We start from the raw sequence: 20,385 nt of genomic DNA, 5'->3' as shown, positions 1-20,385 counted from the left end.
TAGTGAGTTCAGTATAAAAACGATACAGCGGAACTGAAATGGATTTTTCGCAGCCTCTGTCGGCGTAGGCACAGCAAGCCAGAAAAATTTATTCCAGTTTCGCGTAAAAATATCATGTATCTGTTTTATTTAGAATTGACTATAGACAGCACTTGTTTACGATAGTCGATTGAATAAGTCATGATTTATCTGAGTAGTTGATTAGTTTTATGTATTGTATCGGTTTTATGTGAACTCTACTATAGCAGGTTCAGGCATCCATCGATAATTATGCTTTCGAACTAATTTAACGAAATCAGAAAGGAACCTGTTTGTATTATTAGTGGCTTGCTCAAAGCTTAATACCTTTGTTGCTACTGACATCAGATTAGTCCAATTCAAATCATAAGGTGTGACTATTCCGTCAAAATTATCTTTATCAAATGTTTTATCTTTAAATTCATCATTATGTCTAACTATATTCATAATTTGATTATGAAGTTGCGCTGTACAATTTTCATCGTTTCTTTTTGCTTCAATTACTATAAGAACTTCATTAATAGCAATTACAATATCGCAGACTGGATTATATTCTCTACTATTATTTTGTCCCCAAAAATTAATCATTTTAGATTCGCTTAATGAAACAGCGAAAATATGTTCATAACCGTTAATTTGATCTGCTTGTCTTTGTATATCGATAGTTATACTCGTATCAGCGTTAATTGAGCCAAAGAGTTTTTCGTAGTAAAGTGTACTACTAAACATATCCTCTAGAACCTTGTGAAAAAATAAAGGATCTTCTTGAAAGCAAATAGCTAATGCTCTAGTTAAATCATTCTCTAACTGATGCTCTCGATCTGTAGCGGTATAAGTCTTAAATATATTCAAATGGCTATTCATAACTTCCCCTATTTAATAACTTTAATTAAGAGTTTGAGAGAGTCGATAAGTATAGCTAATTATTTAAACTAAAATGAATTATAAAGGTTAATCTAAAAAGTAAATTATCAGTTCTGGTACGGTCGTGAATTAGAGTAAGGTTGGGTTTTGAGAAGCTATAGTCAATTCTAAATAAAACAGATACATGATATTTTTACGCGAAACTGGAATAAATTTTTCTGGCTTGCTGTGCCTACGCCGACAGAGGCTGCGAAAAATCCATTTCAGTTCCGCTGTATCGTTTTTATACTGAACTCACTATATACGACTTACTTTAGATAATTTAGTTATAGACAAAATTTTTTTTAAAATCTACTTTGCAAATGAACGCAAATGAACGCAGATTTAATTTACTAAAAACGGCAGCACCCCAAAAAGAGGCACTGCTATTTCCTACAAAAATAAATTTTCCAAACAAAGAACCTAACCCCGAACATTCACCACATAACGACCCACAGTTTTACTATCTATAAATCGATCTAAGTATTCAGGCGTTTGCTCTAGGGTAATATCTTCAGCATACTTTTCGAGATTAGGTAGCTTCATATCAGTGGCGACACGCTCCCAGATAGCCTTTTTATCAGCCAGTGGAATATAGACCGAATCGATGCCCAATAAAGAGACGGCTCTGGTGATAAAAGGCATGACCGACATCGAAAATTCAGCGCCGCCAGCTAAGCCACAACTGGTCACTGCGCCGCCAGCTTCGGTTTGCTTGAGCAAGTTTGCTAAGTAATCGCCGCCTATCGTATCGATAGCATTTGCCCATAGCTCACGACCAATAGGTTTATTGCCGATGTCATTGATGGTATCGCGATGACGTACTTCGCTCGCGCCCAATTCTTTTAGGTGTTCGCTTTGCTCAGGTTTAGCAGAAAAAGCAATGACCTCGTAGCCCAGCTGCTTTAATATAGCGATACTGATACTACCGACGCCACCAGTTGCGCCGGTGACAGCGACTGGTCCATCGCTTGGTTTTGCGCCCATTTTTTCTAATTTTTGAATACTTAATGCTGCTGTTAAGCCGCCTGTACCATAAATCATCGCTTCTTTTAACGTCAGCGTTTCTGGGCAGGGCAGCGCCCAATCGGCTGGGATAGAAATCATTTGACTCAAGCCGCCATCGGTATCCATACCCAAATCATAACCGAAGACCACAACCTCTTGACCTGCTTTAAAAGTACCAGATTTATCACTGACCACGACGCCTGCTGCATCGATACCAGGAGTGTGCGGATAGTTTTTAGTAATCCTTTTATTGCCCGATGCTGACATGGCATCTTTGAAGTTTAACGATGAATAATGTACTTCGATCAACAGATCATTTTCTGGTAAATCACTGAGGTTACGCGTTTGGATGCTTTTATTGAATTTGCCGTCGCTAGTTTCTTCGATGACCAAAGCTTTAAAGGTTTTGTTGTTAGCGTCCGTTTGGTTAGACATTTTATTATTTCCTTTTTATTGCTTTTGTATTGAATGCACTTTAAACGAATAGCTTAAACGAATAGCTTAAACGAATAGCTTAAGGTTTAATCAATACTTTGCCTTTTTTCTCAGATTGTACTTTTTCAGAGACCGCTTTTTGAATATCGTCTAAATCATAAACGCCACCAGTAGGCAGCTTTAATGTACCGCTAGCCGCGCGTTCGATCAGCTCTTTCGTTAAGCGTTGCATATCATCGGCACTGATCTCTTGCATCAAGTCGCTTGCCCAAAAACCTTTTACCTTGCTCAAATTAAAGATTAGATTGCTAGGATTAATCATCAGCGGTTCGCCAGACATAGAGCCTAAGGATGCCATGGCACCGTATTTACCTAGCAGCGATAGGAGCTCGCCACCAGACTTACCACCGACCGCATCGACTGCACCGCTTATTTTGGCATCACCAACGATTTTTTGTACTTGCTCTTTCCAGTCGTCGTCATCGGTCACCACGTTATTTTTGGTGATACCAAGCTCAATCAGCTCTTTTTCTGATTCTTTACTACGTACTAAATTAATCGTATTAATATTGCGTTCGGGCGCGAGCATCGCCATGGATTCACCGACTGCACCGTTGGCAGCGTTTTGTATAATCCATTGACCGGGTTCGATGTTTAAGAATTCAATGAGTAACAGCGCACTCATAGGCATAGCGATGAGTTGAGCCGCCATTTCATCGTCGATGGCGTCTGGTATCGGAATGATACGTTGGGCTGGCGCAATAAAATACTCCGCCCACGTGCCCTCTACACCAGAAACGACCACGCGCTGACCCTTTTTAAAACCTTCTACGTCTTTACCAAGCAGGTCAATAGTACCCACCGCTTCAGAGCCGCCAGTCGCAGGCAATTTAGGTTTATTACCGTATTCACCTTTGATAGTTACTAGATCATGATTGTGGATGGAGGATAAGATAGTCTTGATACGAACTTCGTTATCCTCTGGTTCTGGAGTAGGGCTATCGGTTATGCTTAGGACTTCTGAAGGTTTACCAAAATTATTATAAGTTGCGCTACGCATAAGAATTTCCTTTATTTATTTTTTAGGTGGACAGATAAAAGTCGCTGATCATTTTTGTTATTAATATATAGGTGGTTCGAAATAAAAACGATACGATGGTAGTGACGTGCTACGGCTATAAATTTTTGCAGCCTCTGTCACTCCTGTGAACAGCAAGCAAGAAAAGTTATAGCCATAGCACAGTATCGTTTTTAAAGTGACTCTACTATAGATATACGGAACCGTTATCAGTCATCAACCTTAACAACTTAGCCTTAGCGTACTCAACCTGACTTTGGTTAAGCAACCTTGTTGTTTGCTGATAATTGTAAAAGACAAGCGTCTAAGGTTAATGTAACGTTTCACCGCAAATGTTAGAGACTGTTATCTTCTAGGTTACTGGATTGATTGCCAAAAAAAAGCAATGACGGCGCTCCATAATTAGGAGACGCCGCCATTGCTAATAATGCTAATACTTAAGAAACTATTAAGCTCTTAAAAGCACCTTACCTTTCTTCTCAGACTGCAATTTACCATCGACCGCTTTTAAGATATCTGCCAAATCAAACACCGCTTCAACGGGGAGTTTTAATTTGCCATCAACCGCACGATCTATCAGCTCTTTGACCAGACGTTTTTTATTGTCGACACTCATTTCTTGACTGAGTTTACTGCCCCAAAAGCCCTTTAGAACGGCTTGTTTGAAGATCATATCAGTCGGGTTCAGCATCATAGGCTTGCCTGACATCGCGCCAAATACAGCAAATACACCGCCATGACCCAGTAGCGATAACAGATTGCCACTGTCTTCACCGCCCACAGAATCGACCGCTGCGCTGATTTTACTATCGCCAAGGATAGCTTTTACTTGGTCTTTCCAGTCGTCATCAGACGTATTGATATTGTTTTTGATATCGAGCGCTTCTAACTCTGTAAGCGCATCGCTACTGCGGACTAGGTTAATGGTTTTGACCCCGCGCGCCGCCGCTAGCATCGCCAGTGATTTACCAACCGCGCCATTGGCGGCGTTATGGATGACCCATTGACCGCTTTCTACTTCTAAGAACTCAAGCAGCATCAATGCACTCAGCGGCATAGCGATCAGCTGTGCCGCCATTTCATCCTCTAAGCTCTCAGGTACGGGGAAAACCATATCTTCTGATGCCACAAAATACTCTGCCCACGTTGCCTGTACACTAGCTGCTGCAACACGTTGACCCACTTTTAAATCTTTGACATCACTGCCAACCGCATCAATGACGCCCAAGGCCTCAGAACCACCGATAGCCGGTAGCTCAGGTTTAAAGCCATATTTTCCACGAATGGTGAGTAAGTCGTGATTATGAATAGAAGCTAAGATGGTTTTGACACGCACTTCATTGGCTTTGGGTTCTGGAGTAGGGCGGTCGCTGATACTTAGTACTTCAGTTGGCTTGCCGAAATGGTCATAAGTTGCGCTACGCATGATAAATTCCTTTATTTATTATTTGAGTGATTGTCTGATTAAATAGTTAAAACGACAAGCAACAGTAACAAGTCGCGCGCATCTATCGCAATATCAGTTTGGTTAATGAAGGCTATCACCTAGTCCACGGTCAATACTCAAAGCGATGCGTCATCGGCTGATTCAGTTTTACTCTCAACCCCTTTAATAATTTGAAATTTATCGTTTACCATGTTCGTTAATAGCGGCTCGCCTTTATCATTCACGCGAAACAGGCCATATTCAGCAGCTTCAAATGCCTCAGCATGACCTTCTTGAAAGAAGAAGGCATTGGTCGCCAGCTTCATGGTGTTATTACGTACGCGGTAGTGAATCGCCATCTCGTTCGCGGCTAGATGGGTAGGCTTTGCATCTATTAATCGGCTGAATTTACCAACTTTATTATTATCTAAAGTGACAATGACGTAACCTTCAGTAGCGTTAATATAGTATTCGTTTTCTGGGAATCTTTCGTTTAACTTATTAAAAACCTCAGCTTCTAACGCATAACGCAACGTCATATAATCGCCTTGCATAAAGCCGCGAGGATCAACAGGCGCTAGCTCTAATAATACGGTATCACCAGTAGCTAAATGATTCTCGTATTTTGCAACATTGACGGTCATTACTATTAAGATAATCACCAGTCCAAGTAGCGCAACAGTAATTCTAACAGTGCGTTTCTCAAGCCATCCAAGCGACTTCAGCAGCGGCAACTTTTGAGTTATCGTATTATTACTCATAATAAGCGCTCCTGACTGTCAGCTTTACTAAGTTCATTTTCACTAAGTTCATTTTTACTAGGTGTCGAGCTGTTGTCCAATGCTGTGCTATTGGCAAGGTAATAGTGAATGAGCAGCCAACGCATGAGCAATAAGCCGATACCTACAATTAGCATAGAAGCCGACTTTAATAATAAAGACGTATCGAGCTGGTAGTAATACCAAAATATATAGCTGACCAAGGCTATAATGCCCAGCCCTAATAACACGCGCTGACTATTAGCGATAGCGATGGCGATGATAAGGCTAGTGACAAGCAATCCTGAGACGTAAATCGACATGACACCTAAGACGATAATAGCGCAGAAAATAACGATACTTGCTGATGATAGCAGTTTGACTTGATAGCGTTTGAGAATAAGCAAAGCAGCATAAAGGCTGGCGAGCGTCAGTAGCCCTTGTGCCAAATAGTAGTTGTAGCTGAAAGCCTCATTATAGTGACCAAAGCTATTTCCATATTCAGCGGCAATAAAATACACCGAAACGCATAGCAGCATAAGCGCGCTGGCATAGCCAAATGCGCTAATTATAGCTTTTACATAGGATTGCCACTGGCTAGAAATACGTCGTAATAGTGGATAGCGTTGCAATTGAGTTACTATAGTCAATAGCGCCAACGCCCCCAAACTCAATTCAGGTAACTGATAATAATTGAATAAATATACCGTGACACCGAGTGCGATACTAGCGCTTATCAGTCGATAAACGACATTGGGTATGATAAAAGTCAAACAACTCTGAATGAGTAAAAACAGCCAGAATGCTAAGGGTGGCTCTACCTCGTAAAAGAATAATCCAGCAGCGACATAAAGCTGCCCAGTGACACTAATGGCAAAAGCTGAATACTCAAAGAACAGGCTATGATGTTTGCTTGCTGCTTTAAATAGGCAAAGACCCAGTGCGCTTAATAGCAATCCTACTATAATCAATCCTACCGTACTTTCTAAAAGATTAGACCCAGCTAAAATTAAGGTTAGAAAACCTGTGAAGAATAAACTGGCTAACAGCCCACCAAAACCGATAAAAAGTTGCAAAAACCAAGGGGTATGTTTCTCGAATCTGTCACTTAGATGGTTATCAGCGACGCTATAATCGCTAGCGACTAAGCCGCTATTTTGTAACAATGTCAGTTCTCGCTGGTATTTATCATTATTCATGGTCCACCCCTTTTCTGTTCACAGTAGTATCAACAGCTTTAGAAACTTCAAGGTTTTCGGGATGGTTGTTATCTGCTTTTGCGATCGCAAATAACCACTTGATAGCATAAGTAATCATGCCAAGTAGCAGAAAAGTTAAGAAAAGAAATGTGCCAGCATCGAAATTACTTGGTAATAATTTAACCGCCCAAAACATCACTACAATGATAGTAGAAAAGCAAAAATAGGTCAGCATTAGTATATCGAGCTGCTTTATATAAAAACGCCAAACCATAAAGGCGCACCAGCCTCCCCATAACAGTAAAGATAGAAGCGTGGCCAAAATACTATCAACGTCAAAAACAGTGATAATAGCTAGGAAGGTAATAGAGATAGTGCTTACTAGACCGACAAGATAACTACTCCAGTGTAAACCAGTCTGAGCTTGTGAGGCTGTGTCGTTAGTAGGGTGTTTGGCGTTGGAAAGACTAGAATCATAGATTGAAGTATCAGAATTTAAAGCATTAGTAGCAGTATCAGAATTGAGAGCTTGGTTAGTGATATTACGTTTATTATCGAGAAAGATAAGCCAGAGATTCAACGCTATAAAATTGACTAGAGCCAATATTCCAGCTTGTATAACGCTTTGATAGCTTTCATTAATAAAAGAGAGATCTACGATATTAAGATAAAGTAATAGAAAAGTATTAAGCAGCCCAAGCCATAGTAGCCACAGCGCTGGGAAGCGGGCAATAACCACCCAAGGCGTAATCAATACAGCCCAACCAAAGAACAGCTGCCACGTATCAGCGCCCGTTTGATAGACCTGTCCAAACAGCGCTAGCAAGCTACCAGTGATGATACTTGCTAATAGGAGTAATAACTGGCGAATAAGCTGAAATTTTTGTTTAAAAGAGAGCGCAACGTAAAGCGCGATAATGAGAGCAAGTGCGCCTTCGACCAAGGCAAACTTACCTATTTTGCCCAAATTCTGCCAGTTATAGGCAATAAAAAATACTAGCGATAATACTAAGGCAACCGCCCCGATAATGAGCAAAGCTTTGTCAAAAAAGGATAGCCAAGTACGTTTGCTAGGATAAACCTCTAAATATATAGCAGCGGCATCTGCTTGCTCAACAGACAACGCGCCTTTATTAAGCAATTGCTCGATAGTACGCCGTGATTGACTCATAGCATTCTCTAGATAAAAAGATTATTTAGCTCATCTTATCTGTTTTATATGTCATGGGTATACTAAAGTTTATAGATTTCTACTTAATAAAACTCAATACGACTCAGCAGATGCTCTTGGATCAAATAAGCGCAGATATAAGCACTCGGCCACGCCACTATAAAGGCATATTTCCATGAGTGAAACAATGTCATAAAGAAGCCGTCGACAAAACCGACGTTTATCAGTAGCAGTGCCGTCGATATAATCGTAGACATCAGTAGCGCCATTAAAAAGGTAAAAATAAGCCGGTAGTATTTGCGCCGTGTGCGTATTCTGATAATGGGAAATTGTGCCATAACGTTATGTTGTCCTGCATGATGAGAGCCACGCTTAAATACTGAAATAAACGTGATTTTGTGAACTGAGAGAGGATGAAGTTAAGCATTGCAAATGCTTGGCGGCGACTATGATATCGTGTGATGATGACGAGGTAAAATGGTTATTATCAATCATTAAGTGCAAGTTTTTATATTGCGATGAGCTTAATGCTTAACTTTTATCATGAAAAAAATCATTAAGGATAAAGAATGTCTACGGGACAACGAACCGCTAATCAAAGAACACTTCAACAAAGAACACTTCAACAAAGAACATTAGGCATCATCGGTGGTATGAGTTGGGAGAGTACCCAAAGCTATTATCGACTGATTAATCAAGGTATCAAGTCTGAGCTTGGCAACTTGCATTCAGCAGATTTATTGATTCATAGCGTGGATTTTGCCCCCATTGGTGCTTTGCAAGCAAAAGGTGCGTGGGATGAGTTAGGCGACATAATGGCGAATAGCGGTAAACGCTTGCAGGCGGCTGGCGCGCAAGGCTTATTGATTGCCACCAATACCATGCATAAAGTAGCAGAGCAGGTACAAGCTGCGACTGGCTTACCTATTATTCATATCGCCGATGCCACGGCTGCTGCGATTAAGCAGCAAGGTTTGACCAAAGTAGCGCTACTTGGTACAGAGTTTACGATGACGCAAGACTTTTATAAGCAGCGCCTTATTGATGCGGGCTTAGAAGTGCTGATACCAGATACCGAAGCGCGAGCAGAAGTCCATCGTATTATTTACGATGAGCTGTGCCAAGGGCAGTTTCTTGATAGTTCACGTCAGTATTATCGGCAAGTGATTACAGATTTAGCTGAGCAAGGAGCACAAGGCGTGATACTAGGATGTACCGAGATTGGATTGCTTATTAAGCAAGCAGACAGTCCAATCCCAGTATTTGATACCACCGCTATTCATGCGGCTGCAGCGGTAGACTTTTTATTAGGTAATGCAAATTTTTAATCTTTTATCAACACACTTTCAGCTTGTGAATCCTCTACACTGATGGGCGAAAGCCGCCTCGCTTGAAGTTCTATAGTCGATCCACTATAAAACAAACACAGTGCTACTGGGATAAGTATTGCGCAGCCTCTGTCTGCGCAGGCACAGCAAGCAAGGAAAACTTATATCAGTAGCGCGTTATAATATTTGTGCTTATTTTATTTAGGACTGACTATATATAAACCACGCTATTATCGTTTACCTTTTTTTATCATATGACGTTTATGAAGTCGTCTACGAAGTCGTCGGTGCAGTCTTGTGATACGGCGCAAAGGTAATAGCTTCCATACAGTTGTTGGTAAAATATCACGGAACGATGCACTGGTACCTGTATTCGCGCGAAACTCCTCAGATCTTTGCGCAGCCTCTTCTGCGGGCAACATTTTACCTTTACGCCATCCACCGTGCAGATACAGCCCTACCCCCATCAGGGCAGTCGCCACCATACCTGCGGGGAACGACAGCCAAAGCGCATCGTCGCCAAGCACTGGATAAAGCCCAAAAGCAAATCCAAGACGTACCGGGTACATCGAAATGATCATCACAATCAGCGGCCAAATCACATAGCCATTTGCCCGCATTGTGCCGAACAAAACCTGCGCTATACCAAAAAACATAAAGCCCCATGTCGCCATTATCTGAATATGCCGGCCGATTGGAACTGCTTGGCTGTCACTGCCAAGAAACAAAGCTAAAAAGGTTTCATCAAAAATGGTGAGCACCACGATGACAGCTCCTGTCAATACCAGATTAAAAATGAGCCCCCAGCGTGTGATCCCTGCAACCCTGTGCCATTGGTTGGCACCAATATTCTGTGCAACCATCGCACTCGCCGCGGCACTTAGCGCCATCGCAGGCATCTGCACGTATGTCCAAAGCTGCTGGGTCGCGCTATAAGCGGCTGTCGTCTGAACCCCTTCACGGTTTATCAGCGACAGCATCGTCAACGCGGCTGAAGAGATGACGATCATCTGAATGCCCATCGGCAATCCTTTCGAGAACATCGACTTCAAGATTTCTGGGTCTGCGCGCAAAAAGCGCAGCTCAGGCATACGAAGTGCCAGCACAGAGCCACGTAGATACATGGTGATGAGCATGCCAATAAGCGCTAGTGTGTTTGCGACGGCGGTTGCGAAGGCCGAGCCAAATATACCCCATTCGGGAAAGGGCCCTAGACCCAAAATGAGCGTCGGTGTCAAAATTAAATCAATAACGACTGACATAGCTATGAACCAAAGCGGCGTCGTAGAATCGCCCGTCCCGCGCAGTGCCATCATTATCAGCGTAAACGTTAATGTGACTGGCATCGCAATGAAAATCATCCGCATATAGGTAAGAGCAAGGCCTGCAGCACTTGGCGGCGTACCAAGCAGATCAAGCAGCATCGGCGCAAATATCCAGCCTCCTGCCGACACTAATACACTAATCGGAATAATGCTGCCTAGCGCCGTTCCCATGGTTTTTTTGACCATGGATTCGTTGCGGCGCCCCATTGCCTGACCAATCAAAATAGTAGACGCCATACCGAAACCGAAAACGAAAGAGATCAGTATAAACATCAAGATGTTGCCGTTCGCCGTCGCTGCCAACGCTTCTTCACCTAAAGACCGGCCCACCCAAACGGCATTGATCGATCCGTTCAACGACTGTAGTGCCGATGATCCCAGTGTTGGCAATGCAAACAGGAGCATAGTTTTGGCAATCGACCCTTCGGTGAGGTCAAGCCGTTTACCAGTGGAGGTAGCTGTTTTACTCAATGTTTATCCTTTTGTACCATACAGTTAATTTGTGGCTGTTTAAACGAAAATACTTATCATAAACCAGAAAACTGGTACCGTCTTTATTAGAGCTGTAACCCCTCAGCAAACGCTATGATTATTTGCATGCCATTTTTTTAGGCGATTGTCGAGCAATTTGTAGGGAGGGATAGTTATTATGAGCGCTTAAACTCAACATAAGCTTGTGCTAGGATGATGCTTTTTAATTTACTCTGCTAGATTTTAACAAGGATGTTTCGATGATCTTAAAACGCCTAGGCCTTGCCACTCTACTAAGTCTGTCAATCGTTGGCTGTACCACGGCGCCCAATACCTTAGCGGTAAATACCACCCAAAAGATTATTCAGTATGAACGCTCAAAATCTGACTTAGCCATAAAAGCGCTGACATTAAGCTCTGGTGACAAAATGGTCTATGCCGAAAATGGCAATATAGCGGGCGAGCCTTTATTATTGATTCATGGCTTTGGCGGTAATAAAGACAACTTTACTCGTATTGCTCGGCAGTTGGAGAACTATAATCTGATCATTCCTGACTTGCTCGGCTTTGGTGATTCTAGCAAACCGATAGCGGCTGACTATCGCTCGGAGGCGCAAGCAACGCGCTTACATGAGTTACTTCAAGCTAAGGGCTTAGCATCCAATATTCATATCGGCGGCAATTCGATGGGTGGTGCTATCAGTGTGGCTTATGCCGCGAAGTATCCCAAAGAGGTCAACAGCCTGTGGTTGATAGATAGTGCGGGCTTTTGGTCAGCGGGCGTGCCGAAGACTTTGGAGAATGCCACCCTTGAGAACAATCCGCTATTAATCAATAAGACCGAAGACTTTTACAATATGTATGACTTTGTCATGTCTAAGCCGCCTTATATCCCTAAGTCTGTAAAAGCCGTATTCGCGCAAGAACGTATCGCTAATAAAGCGCTAGAATCTAAAATACTAGCGCAAATAGTTGAAGACAATGTGGAGGAGCGCGCTAAGATTATTGCTGAATATAATATTCCCACGCTAGTGGTTTGGGGTGAGGAGGATAAGGTAATCAAGCCTGAAACGGTTACACTGATAAAAGAAATCATCCCGCAATCGCAAGTTATTACCATGCCAGAAATTGGTCATGTACCGATGATAGAGGCGGTAAAACAGACGGCGAATGATTATAAAGCGTTTCGTGAAGGGTTAAATAAATAGTCGTTTACATATGATTTTTTAATCGGTGATTGATCCAAATATTGATTAAGTATGAGCTATAGTCAGTCCTAAATAAAAGAAATACAAACATTATAAGATGCTACTGGTATCAATTTTTCTTGCTTGCTGTGCCTATGCAAACAGAGGCTGCGAATAATTAATCCTAGTAGCACTGTATTCTTTTAAAAGGGTATCCACTATATTGTAGGCTGGGTTAAAAACTCAGCCTACGTCAAACTAACTCTCTTTTACCAGCCGCTCTAATAACTCAAGCGTGCTCTCTTGTCTGACCAAGGCAACCCCTTGTCCTGCCCATAGAGATTGATGTTCTGGATCAAGATTCTTTTTCGCATCAGCACGCAAAAATTTGGTCATGGCATTTAATTGTGGATAAGGCGGCAAATCATGAGCACTTTCATATTGAGCAAAGTCACGCAGATAATCATTCAATAACCCACGAGCCTGCTTACCTGAGAACAGTCGAGTTAAACGCGTTTCAGCACTACGTTTATCTTCACTAGCATCGAGCAATGCTTGCTTATAAATGTCATTAATTCCGCATTTATCGGTAGTCAAAAATGCCGTCCCTATTTGCGCAAGCTCAGCGCCAGCAGTTTGAATAGCTCTGATGGCTTGCCCAGTCATAATACCACCGGCTGCAATTAAGGGAATATCGGTACACGCACGAGTTTGGCTAATCAACGTCAATAATCCCAATGGGTCACTTGCGCTTTGCGGCAACCAACCGCCTCGATGACCGCCTGCCTCTGACCCTTGTACACACACCGCATCGACGCCAATCTCTGCCCACTCTTTTGCTTCTAAAGGGTGATTGGCAGTACCGACGACGTGCGTACCTAAACTCTGTAAATGCTGAACTTGCTCAGCACTGATAATGCCAAAGGTGAAACTCGCAACAGGCACCGGGTTGTCATAGAGCACTTGTAGCTGATCTGCAAAGCTTAGCGCGGGGCGTTCAGGTAACGCCATTTCTATGTTGTTTTCTTGATAGTACTCACTGAGCCAAGTAGGAATTGCGCTGTCCAAAGTAGTAGAGTCGTGCTCGGATAACACCATTAAATTAATCATAAAAGGGTGATTAGTCAGGGTTTTAAGGGTATTAATTTGGTCGTTTAAAACCTCTGGTGCCGTCGTACCTCCTCCTAATGAGCCTAATCCACCAAAGTTACTTACCGTTGCCGCCAGTTCAGGTGTGGTTGCTCCTGCCATCGGTGCTTGAACGATAGGGTAGGTTAAATCAAAGGTATTAAGTAAGGTCATGACGGGCGTCCTTTTTATTTTATTAGGCGTTTTACATGACTTACTTTAACAAAGCTGGACGGCGTGCGTGTGAAATAATGTTTATTTAGTTATTCAATAAAAGAAATAGGCTTTGTAGTTAAGTGAATTGGTTTTACTTACTTGAGAAGATGGATTTCAACTAGAATTTTGTTGGAAGAGTCAAGAAAATAGTGTAATACTATAGCTAATTATACGATTTTAATACCGATATTAATGTAAGGAATTCTGATGTCAGATCCCGTAACTCCACTTGTCTTAAAAGCTACTATTCCAGCCTTAATTAAAAAAATACTTGATGAGATAAGACCTGCTGTTGAGAATATAAATGACCAAACTAGACAGTTTTTTGAAATTGGTTTAAAAAATTATTTAAATAAGAAGTTTGATCAATATTCTAAAATTAAGACCCTTCTAAGAGGTAATACACCAGTTTATATTTATAATATTTACTATCCTGTTAAATTAAAAAATGATCATGAAGTAATAGAAACTAATATTGTGGCTAATATATTTAAAAAAACTAATGCTGTAACTATTGTAGGTGACGCAGGTAGTGGCAAAAGCACACTTATAAAACATTTATTCCTTAACTCAATTAAAACAGGATATGCTATACCTGTACTTGTAGAATTACGATATTTAAATAATAATGAAAACAGTCTACAAGAATATATTAAAACTAAAGTATTAGAAGATTGTATCGCTGAAAATCCTAAGATTTTAGAAAGAATCTTTGAGAAGGGTAAGTTCATATTTTTCTTAGATGGTTATGACGAACTAAACGTGGAAGTTAAGTCTGATATCGTTCAAAACTTAAGTGAGTTTAGCAATAAATATCCTAAAAATAAATTCATATTAACCACTAGACCTTACTCAGGTATTGAGCAACTACAGCAATTTCATAATTACTATGTGAAAGAGCTTTCTATGGAAGACGGTGAAATCTCAGGTTTTGTAGATGCACAATTACGAGATGAGGTTGAGCTTAGAAATAAAATAAATGAATCTATAATTACAAATGGTAGTGGACATATTAATAGCTTTTTAACAAACCCCTTACTGCTATCGTTGTATATTCTCACCTTTAAATCTAATGCAGATATACCAGCTAAGAAACATATTTTTTACCGAAGGGTTATTCAAGCATTATTTTCAGAACACGACAGCCAAACTAAAGTAGGTTATATTCGACAAAAACAGTCTGGGCTAGTCCAAGAGGAGTTTGAAACAGTATTACAATTATTCTGTTATCTCTCTTATTTTGAAAGTAAGTTTAATTGGGATACGGATTTCATATTTGAAAAATTCAAAATTATCAAAAACAAAAGTGAAATTAATTTTGAAAATAAAAAGTTTTTGAAAGATTTGAGCTCAGCAGTTTCATTATGGATTGAAGATAATGGTCTGTATTCTTTTGCTCATCGCTCCTTACAAGAATATTTTGCCTCATTATTTGTTAAACAAATGACTTTGCAAGGTAAAGAAAAAGTGTATGAGAAAATACTAAAAAGATTGGAAAAAAACAAAGCATTCATTGAATCAGGAAATTTTTTATCTTTATTAGAAGAGATGGATGAGCTAAACTTTAATAAACTTTATCACTTACCTTTGCTTTCTAAAATTAATAGCTTGCTAGATTATTCAAACGATAATAGTCTTTATTTATCATTTATTAGAAGTTCATTTTCAAAGATAATAATAAGTGATAACAACCATAGTTCACAAACAAAATTTAGTGATAATTTTAGTAAGCTATCTTCTTTTGAGGAAAGATTTTTAATAGATTTGCATAGCATTCTTTACAAAGCTGCTAAAAATGTTGACAAAGATACATTGCCAGTAGTTGATACGATAGAAGGTGTAAAATATTTTGAATTATCACTAACAGAAGAATTACCACAGAATTTTACTCAAGAAATATATGATGATGTGCTAAATATAGCTAACTTATACAAAAATACTTTACTTGAAGAAATCAAAAAAACTAAAGCTTTTATTGACAAGGCAGAGAAAGATGATATGGATTTTGCAGATCTTATTTAGCGTATAGGTGACTATAGTGAGTTCAGTATAAAAACGATACAGCGGAACTGAAATGGATTTTTCGCAGCCTCTGTCGGCGTAGGCACAGCAAGCCAGAAAAATTTATTCCAGTTTCGCGTAAAAACATCATGTATCTTTTTTATTTAGAATTGACTATATAAATCATAAAATAAATTTCTTTAATAGTGATTTACGCATTCGCCAACCTAACCTACAAAATTACTCCGTAGGTTAGCACCCACGCTACTGCTCAAGCTTCAATTCTAGTTGATTTCTCAACTTAATCCTTCGGTGGCCATGGACGATCCGCATCACTGACAATCCATTCTTCTACATAGCCGCTCGGTGGTAGCGCCCAATCAGATTGACCCAAAGCTGCCAATACACGAGCGGTCTCAATGACTTTACCACCCTCGGTGACGCCAGTGCGCAATAGGGCAGACGAGCAAGGCTTGCCTTTGACCCACATTGATTGTTCAATATATATCCAGCGCTCATCAAAAGCGACGATTTTGGTTTTCATAGTGACTTTTTCAAAAGCGCGGATCCGCCTGCGATATTGGATGGTACTGCCAGCGACCACCAGACCCCAACGCTGTTTTAGCAGCTGTTTACCAAGTCCGCTACGCACCGCAAAGTCGGTACGCCCCATGTCATAAAGTGTGAAGACGCGACCATTATTCATCTCTAAAAAATTATCAATATCTGATAAACGGCAGCGAAAAGTAATTTCACTGGTATCTTTAAACGTTAATGTATTGCCTTTTTTTACTTGTAGCGCGGCATGAGCGATGGTGCTGGCATAACGGATAAATGGATACATAGAACAATCTCAAAAAGGTTAGAAAATAGGTTTAAGGCTGGTCAAATTATTATTTATTAGACGACACGCCAATATGGTTAAAATAAGCGCTAACAGTTTCAGGTATCCAATTAATATCAAATCTTGATTTTTTATAAAGATGAGGTGACTTGTCTTTATCCGAGCGATAACGCAAATAACCGACATGACCACCATGTTCGGTATCCAAAATAGTGACACACTCAGAGACATCGTTTGGCGTGGCGGTAAAACCAATAAAGGGATCGTCTTTGGCGGTAATTAATAGCAGCGGATGGGTGACATCTCTTAAATAAGGTAGGGCAGAGGATGAATGATAATAATCGTTTTTAGAGCGATAGCCATGACGCGGCGCGGTAAAAATATCATCAAAATCACTGATGCGATTGGCGGCTTTGATAGAGTTGATTTCATCTTGACTCAAATCATTAGCCAGTGCTTTTTTGATAATAGGGTTGAGCAGATACGGTGTATAGATGCGATGACTCAAAAAGCTGTGCATAGTAATAGCAGCAGATGACATATCGACGGGTGCAGAAATCACTGCTGCGCCTTCGCATAACGCCTTATCGCCGTATTCGCCCATATATTTTGCCAGTGCATTACCGCCAAGTGATACCCCAACGCCATAAATATGAGCATAATGCTCCCGCAAATTTTCTAACATATGATGCACTTCTTCCGTGTCACCAGCGTTATAAAACACCCTGCCATTAGCTGGAATGCCGCCACAACTGCGAAAGTGGGCGACCACAAAATGCCAGCCTTGCGCATGCATCTGATAAGCCAAAGCGCGTGCATAATGACTGTCACTGCTACCTTCCATGCCATGAAATAGTACAATCAATGGCGTTTGTTCAAGCGCCCCATTTTCTGTATGCTCGACAGGATAGGCATCATAAAAATCATAAGCGATATCTGTTTCACCGAGCGAGTCTTGCTTAATCACGCGGCGATAATTGGGCGCTTTTGGCGCAAAAAACTTAGTTAGGATACTTTGCAGATGCGGATTAGATAGCCAAAATGGCGGTTTAAAAGGAGCTGGTGAGAATGGTTTGGTCGGCTTTGAAGTTGGCATAGGTCAGTCTTATATGAGTTGTTATAAAAATCAGTGCTTTATCATACCGATGGTAGTTATCAAAACCAATGACTTTCAGTGAACGCTCAGTGAACGAATGGTTACTCAAAATATTCATGAGTTACGGCGACTCTAATACGCGCCCATCCATTGCAAGGCGTTCTTTTAGATTGTTGACATCTGCTTCCGCAAGCGTCACGGTCAAGGTGACTTGCTTACTATAATCAACCTCATCAATGCTGCCGTTTAAACTCTCAACCACATAGCGGCATTGGGCTTCGGTGGCGAATTCTGCCAATATCTTTACTTGTATCATTGGCACATAAGGACTTAACGTCATCTCATCGACTGCCGCTTGCGCTGAGCCAGCATAAGCACGAGTCAAACCGCCAGCACCGAGCTTGATACCACCAAAATAACGCACCACTATAATAATAATATTACCAATAGCTTTATGTTGCAGTACATTTAATATCGGTCGTCCTGCTGTTCCATTTGGTTCGCCATCATCGTCAAAGCCTGCACTGGTAGTATTATTAGGGTCACCAATAATATATGCCCAGCAATGATGACGGGCATCGGCATACTGCTCACGTAGTTGTTCCACGTGAAACATCGCCTGCTCACGCGAGGTTACTGGATAAGCGTAAGCTATAAACTCAGATTTTTTAATTTCTAAGCGCGCAGTGACGGCACGTTTTAATGTTTGATAGCTCATATTTCATCAGGTCTAGGTTGGATATGGTAAACTTGTCTCACTTTCACTGTTGTCCGTATTTGGCGCAGTGTAAATTTCATTTTTCATTATAGTACCACTTCTAACCATTGAAGATAGCCAACAACAAACGTGCGAGTGCATGCGTCGTTGGTCTTTGATTGAGAGTGAGTATCCCAAAACGGATGGTAGGCAATATATGCGTCTAGATAAATTTCTGAGTAAAGCCACTGAACTATCGCGTAAAGAATCAAAGAAGATTCTGCACGCTGGTGAAGTTACCGTAAACGAGCAGGTCATCAAAGATCCAGGTGTACATGTCGATATCGTCAATGACGATGTACAATGGGCAGGCGAGCCATTATCGGTTGCGACCGGCAATCGCTATATCCTACTTCATAAACCTGAAGGCTTTGAATGTACCTTAAAAGCCAAAGAATACCCAATCGTTACCGACCTCATTGCGGTTCCAGAACTTGGTAGCTTACGTATTGCTGGGCGTCTTGATGTCGATACGACTGGCGCATTGCTCATCAGTGATGATGGCGGCTGGCTACATCGCGTGACTAGCCCTAAGCACGAACATGCCAAAATCTACGAGCTGACGCTAGCGGATGCTATGGATAGTGCAGCACAAGCCAATGCTATCAAAGAAGTGGCTGAAGGGGTTTTATTAGAAGGTGATCATGAAGAAACGAAGCCTGCGACCCTTGAGTTCATTGACGAGACTCATGCACGCTTGACGTTAGAGCAAGGTAAATATCATCAAGTTAAACGTATGATGGGCTATTTTGGTAATAGAGTGGTTGAGCTGCATCGTGCCAGTGTCGGTCATATCAATTTAAACGGCTTAGAGAAAGGCGACAGTCGCTTCTTAACACCTGAAGAAGTAGCCAAGTTTTAAGTTTATGCCCTATTAAATTCTAAAGTAATCCTCTAAAAACAATCTTCTAAAAACAAATCCTCTAAAAACATTGTTTTGACATCAGCTTCCAACATCAGCAGCCACTAAAAAGTGCGCTGCTTTTTGCGGTCTGCTAGTTCTGTTAGTTATTGCTCTCAGTTGTTTCTGTCAGTTAGTATTAAGGGCTGCCTGTGTTGCCTATCTCTTAAAGCTCAGTAGCAATTTTGCAAAATTGGGTCGTTAAGACTTTAAAAAATCCGTTCATATGCTACAGTCTGCTTATCTTTTTAATCTACATTTTTACATAATATAGTTATCGTTATTTAAAGTTTTCCTTATTAACCACGTATTATTAAATAACGGTCGTTATTAAAAACCAGATAGGACTGTCTCTGTGAAACTCCCTGTATTAAAAGCTGCAAGTTTGATTGGTGTTATGTTGTTGGCAACCACTGCCTGTGCGCAGCCGAGCACTACCGACATGACCAATAAAACCGCAAGCCAAACCAGCCAGAATACGCAAGCTATTGGCACAGTCAGTAAGTCTGTTGATAGCCGTTTGCGCCAATTACTGACTCAAGCGGGTATCAAAACGCAGATAACCTCGATTGTACCCTCTAAATTACCCAATATGTATCAAGTCAATTTAGCGGAACAGTTACCGTTACATATCACTAAAGATGGTAAATATGTCATTCAAGGCGAGCTTCAAAAGAACCCAAGTAAGCGGGTGGTGACTAAAGTAGCGCCGCGTAGTAATCGTGCGCAAATAGGTAAGCCTGTCAGTGCCAGTGTCAAATCTGCCATACTGGCAAATATGGATGCGCTCAAAAACATGAGTGCAAAAACGCCCTTCTTTTATACCGCAGTGCCAGGTGTCATTTGGGGTGCAACATTAGAAGGCGTGCCGTTCTTGTTATCAGATGACGCCCAGTACATCACCGACAGTGAGATATCAGTTATCGAAAACGGTCAGTTTATTGGGCTCGATGAAACATTTGAAAAGCAAAAAAATCAGTCTGTTTTTGCTACTTTGGATGATAAGCAGTTAATCAATTATCCCGCCACTAGTCCTGAAAGAGCGGTTATTTACGTGGCCACTGATGTCAATTGTCCTTACTGCCGCCGTCTACATCAACAGCTACCGAGCTGAATGCCAAAGGCGTGACGGTAA

At 41.1% G+C, this 20,385-nt stretch carries 18 protein-coding genes; 5 read left to right on the top strand and 13 right to left on the bottom strand.

Features of this window, described 5'->3' with window-relative positions; translation table 11 throughout:
* Positions 1 to 225: 225 nt before the first annotated feature.
* The 8 genes from CAN34_RS10740 to CAN34_RS10705 form a co-directional block, all read right to left on the bottom strand.
* Entirely contained in the window at positions 226 to 882 is a 657-nt protein-coding gene (locus CAN34_RS10740) for a hypothetical protein (RefSeq protein WP_089555655.1), read from the bottom strand.
* A 462-nt stretch (positions 883 to 1,344) separates the two neighbouring features.
* Positions 1,345 to 2,364 (bottom strand): oxidoreductase, encoded by a 1,020-nt coding sequence (locus tag CAN34_RS10735; protein ID WP_089555654.1) that lies wholly within the window; start codon positions 2,362 to 2,364, stop codon positions 1,345 to 1,347.
* A gap of 79 nt (positions 2,365 to 2,443) precedes the next feature.
* On the bottom strand, positions 2,444 to 3,424 hold the full coding sequence (locus CAN34_RS10730; RefSeq protein ID WP_089555653.1) for a zinc-binding dehydrogenase: 981 nt from the start codon (positions 3,422 to 3,424) through the stop codon (positions 2,444 to 2,446).
* Between the two features lie 466 nt (positions 3,425 to 3,890).
* Positions 3,891 to 4,868 carry a zinc-binding dehydrogenase gene (locus CAN34_RS10725; protein ID WP_089555652.1) on the bottom strand — a complete coding sequence of 326 codons (978 nt, stop codon included), beginning with the start codon at positions 4,866 to 4,868 and terminating at the stop codon, positions 3,891 to 3,893.
* A gap of 137 nt (positions 4,869 to 5,005) precedes the next feature.
* Positions 5,006 to 5,629 carry a GDYXXLXY domain-containing protein gene (locus CAN34_RS10720; RefSeq protein WP_089555651.1) on the bottom strand — a complete coding sequence of 208 codons (624 nt, stop codon included), beginning with the start codon at positions 5,627 to 5,629 and terminating at the stop codon, positions 5,006 to 5,008.
* Positions 5,626 to 6,825, bottom strand: a complete 1,200-nt coding sequence (locus CAN34_RS10715; RefSeq protein WP_089555650.1) for a DUF4401 domain-containing protein — start codon at positions 6,823 to 6,825, stop codon at positions 5,626 to 5,628. Before CAN34_RS10715 ends, CAN34_RS10720 begins: the two co-directional genes overlap by 4 nt.
* Positions 6,818 to 7,996, bottom strand: coding sequence for a DUF2157 domain-containing protein (locus CAN34_RS10710; RefSeq protein ID WP_089555649.1), 1,179 nt, complete (start codon positions 7,994 to 7,996; stop codon positions 6,818 to 6,820). Before CAN34_RS10710 ends, CAN34_RS10715 begins: the two co-directional genes overlap by 8 nt.
* Before the next feature lie 83 nt (positions 7,997 to 8,079).
* Positions 8,080 to 8,334 (bottom strand): DUF2798 domain-containing protein, encoded by a 255-nt coding sequence (locus tag CAN34_RS10705; RefSeq protein ID WP_089555648.1) that lies wholly within the window; start codon positions 8,332 to 8,334, stop codon positions 8,080 to 8,082.
* A 231-nt stretch (positions 8,335 to 8,565) separates the two neighbouring features.
* Between CAN34_RS10705 and CAN34_RS10700 the strand changes: the two genes are divergently transcribed.
* Positions 8,566 to 9,324 carry an aspartate/glutamate racemase family protein gene (locus CAN34_RS10700; protein WP_089555647.1) on the top strand — a complete coding sequence of 253 codons (759 nt, stop codon included), beginning with the start codon at positions 8,566 to 8,568 and terminating at the stop codon, positions 9,322 to 9,324.
* 230 nt (positions 9,325 to 9,554) lie between these two features.
* Here the strand turns inward: CAN34_RS10700 and CAN34_RS10695 are convergent, their stop codons facing one another.
* Positions 9,555 to 11,120, bottom strand: a complete 1,566-nt coding sequence (locus CAN34_RS10695) for an MATE family efflux transporter (protein WP_089555646.1) — start codon at positions 11,118 to 11,120, stop codon at positions 9,555 to 9,557.
* 260 nt (positions 11,121 to 11,380) lie between these two features.
* Here CAN34_RS10695 and CAN34_RS10690 point away from each other — a divergent pair, with 260 nt between their 5' ends.
* Complete coding sequence (locus tag CAN34_RS10690; RefSeq protein WP_089555645.1) at positions 11,381 to 12,328, top strand: alpha/beta hydrolase; 948 nt, start codon at positions 11,381 to 11,383, stop codon at positions 12,326 to 12,328.
* A gap of 237 nt (positions 12,329 to 12,565) precedes the next feature.
* Here CAN34_RS10690 and CAN34_RS10685 read toward each other — a convergent pair whose 3' ends face one another.
* Positions 12,566 to 13,609: a nitronate monooxygenase family protein gene (locus CAN34_RS10685; RefSeq protein WP_089555644.1), complete on the bottom strand. Its 1,044-nt coding sequence runs from the start codon at positions 13,607 to 13,609 to the stop codon at positions 12,566 to 12,568.
* Positions 13,610 to 13,858: 249 nt separating this feature from the next.
* Between CAN34_RS10685 and CAN34_RS10680 the strand changes: the two genes are divergently transcribed.
* Positions 13,859 to 15,673: an NACHT domain-containing NTPase gene (locus CAN34_RS10680; protein ID WP_089555643.1), complete on the top strand. Its 1,815-nt coding sequence runs from the start codon at positions 13,859 to 13,861 to the stop codon at positions 15,671 to 15,673.
* A gap of 280 nt (positions 15,674 to 15,953) precedes the next feature.
* Here CAN34_RS10680 and CAN34_RS10675 read toward each other — a convergent pair whose 3' ends face one another.
* The 3 genes from CAN34_RS10675 to CAN34_RS10665 all read right to left on the bottom strand — a co-directional run bounded on the left by CAN34_RS10675 (position 15,954) and on the right by CAN34_RS10665 (position 18,310).
* Positions 15,954 to 16,496 carry an acyl-CoA thioesterase gene (locus CAN34_RS10675; protein WP_089555642.1) on the bottom strand — a complete coding sequence of 181 codons (543 nt, stop codon included), beginning with the start codon at positions 16,494 to 16,496 and terminating at the stop codon, positions 15,954 to 15,956.
* 49 nt (positions 16,497 to 16,545) lie between these two features.
* Positions 16,546 to 17,592, bottom strand: coding sequence for a YheT family hydrolase (locus CAN34_RS10670; RefSeq protein WP_089555641.1), 1,047 nt, complete (start codon positions 17,590 to 17,592; stop codon positions 16,546 to 16,548).
* A gap of 121 nt (positions 17,593 to 17,713) precedes the next feature.
* Positions 17,714 to 18,310 (bottom strand): YigZ family protein, encoded by a 597-nt coding sequence (locus CAN34_RS10665; RefSeq protein ID WP_089555640.1) that lies wholly within the window; start codon positions 18,308 to 18,310, stop codon positions 17,714 to 17,716.
* A 196-nt stretch (positions 18,311 to 18,506) separates the two neighbouring features.
* Between CAN34_RS10665 and CAN34_RS10660 the strand changes: the two genes are divergently transcribed.
* Together CAN34_RS10660 and CAN34_RS10655 are read left to right on the top strand one after the other, a co-directional pair.
* A complete protein-coding gene (locus CAN34_RS10660) occupies positions 18,507 to 19,211 on the top strand; it encodes a pseudouridine synthase (RefSeq protein ID WP_079692974.1) in 705 nt (234 codons plus the stop codon).
* A gap of 394 nt (positions 19,212 to 19,605) precedes the next feature.
* Positions 19,606 to 20,364, top strand: a complete 759-nt coding sequence (locus CAN34_RS10655) for a disulfide isomerase DsbC N-terminal domain-containing protein (RefSeq protein WP_254423165.1) — start codon at positions 19,606 to 19,608, stop codon at positions 20,362 to 20,364.
* Positions 20,365 to 20,385 lie beyond the last annotated feature (21 nt).

This window comes from Psychrobacter sp. DAB_AL32B (assembly GCF_002224105.1).
Classification (GTDB): Bacteria; Pseudomonadota; Gammaproteobacteria; order Pseudomonadales; family Moraxellaceae; genus Psychrobacter.
The sequence above is the reverse complement of the archived record's forward strand: the minus strand, read 5'-3'. Positions and strand labels throughout refer to the sequence as shown.

Bases quoted from the DNA above. Each gene is read 5' to 3' on its own strand.
- CAN34_RS10740 (WP_089555655.1), bottom strand. From the start codon at position 882: ATGAATAGCCATTTGAATATATTTAAGACTTATACCGCTACAGATCGA.
- CAN34_RS10735 (WP_089555654.1), bottom strand. From the start codon at position 2,364: ATGTCTAACCAAACGGACGCTAACAACAAAACCTTTAAAGCTTTGGTC.
- CAN34_RS10730 (WP_089555653.1), bottom strand. From the start codon at position 3,424: ATGCGTAGCGCAACTTATAATAATTTTGGTAAACCTTCAGAAGTCCTA.
- CAN34_RS10725 (WP_089555652.1), bottom strand. From the start codon at position 4,868: ATGCGTAGCGCAACTTATGACCATTTCGGCAAGCCAACTGAAGTACTA.
- CAN34_RS10720 (WP_089555651.1), bottom strand. From the start codon at position 5,629: ATGAGTAATAATACGATAACTCAAAAGTTGCCGCTGCTGAAGTCGCTT.
- CAN34_RS10715 (WP_089555650.1), bottom strand. From the start codon at position 6,825: ATGAATAATGATAAATACCAGCGAGAACTGACATTGTTACAAAATAGC.
- CAN34_RS10710 (WP_089555649.1), bottom strand. From the start codon at position 7,996: ATGAGTCAATCACGGCGTACTATCGAGCAATTGCTTAATAAAGGCGCG.
- CAN34_RS10705 (WP_089555648.1), bottom strand. From the start codon at position 8,334: ATGGCACAATTTCCCATTATCAGAATACGCACACGGCGCAAATACTAC.
- CAN34_RS10700 (WP_089555647.1), top strand. From the start codon at position 8,566: ATGTCTACGGGACAACGAACCGCTAATCAAAGAACACTTCAACAAAGA.
- CAN34_RS10690 (WP_089555645.1), top strand. From the start codon at position 11,381: ATGATCTTAAAACGCCTAGGCCTTGCCACTCTACTAAGTCTGTCAATC.
- CAN34_RS10685 (WP_089555644.1), bottom strand. From the start codon at position 13,609: ATGACCTTACTTAATACCTTTGATTTAACCTACCCTATCGTTCAAGCA.
- CAN34_RS10680 (WP_089555643.1), top strand. From the start codon at position 13,859: ATGTCAGATCCCGTAACTCCACTTGTCTTAAAAGCTACTATTCCAGCC.
- CAN34_RS10675 (WP_089555642.1), bottom strand. From the start codon at position 16,496: ATGTATCCATTTATCCGTTATGCCAGCACCATCGCTCATGCCGCGCTA.
- CAN34_RS10670 (WP_089555641.1), bottom strand. From the start codon at position 17,592: ATGCCAACTTCAAAGCCGACCAAACCATTCTCACCAGCTCCTTTTAAA.
- CAN34_RS10665 (WP_089555640.1), bottom strand. From the start codon at position 18,310: ATGAGCTATCAAACATTAAAACGTGCCGTCACTGCGCGCTTAGAAATT.
- CAN34_RS10660 (WP_079692974.1), top strand. From the start codon at position 18,507: ATGCGTCTAGATAAATTTCTGAGTAAAGCCACTGAACTATCGCGTAAA.